The following is a 494-nucleotide window of genomic DNA, read 5'->3' on the forward strand; positions in this document are numbered from 1 at the left end:
CGATGTCGTCGGCGTCAAAGCCGGTGACGGGCTCGTTGAAGCTGAAGGTGACGGTAGTGGTTTCGCCCGGGGTGAGGACGGTGTCGCCCAAACTGATCACGACGCTGGGCGCCATGACGTCGATGTCGTAGGTGACCGTGGAGACGGCCTGGCCCACACCGGCGTTGCCTGCGGGGTTGGTCACGCCGGTGAGGTTGACGCTGATCTGGTTGCCCGTTGAGCTGTACTTGCCGGGGTTGTAGTATCCGGTCGCCCATATATCCCGCGAGGTTGGAGCCGTCAGCGTGACCGTCCAGGTGGTGCCGCCGTCGGTGCTGCGCAGGTTGGACAGCGTCGCGTAACCGCTCACGCGCAGGTCGTCGGTGGTAAAGCTGTCGGTCGCGATGGCTTCGGCGAAGCGGATGGTGACGGTGGTGCTCTCGCCAAGGCTCAGCTTGTCGTCGGCGATCGTGATCGGGTTGGTCGCTGCGAGCGTGGGGAGCCGGGTGCCTCCC

The 494-nt window shown here is 65.6% G+C and carries 1 protein-coding gene; it reads right to left on the reverse strand.

All coding sequences use genetic code 11. The annotated features are described in order from the left end of the window. Nucleotides 1-494 (reverse strand): Ig-like domain-containing protein (locus VTU_RS33860; protein ID WP_010107258.1); only part of this gene is annotated, 494 nt, incomplete at both ends.

The sequence above is a fragment of the Verminephrobacter aporrectodeae subsp. tuberculatae At4 genome, assembly GCF_000193225.1.
Taxonomy (GTDB): Bacteria; Pseudomonadota; Gammaproteobacteria; order Burkholderiales; family Burkholderiaceae_C; genus Acidovorax; species Acidovorax aporrectodeae.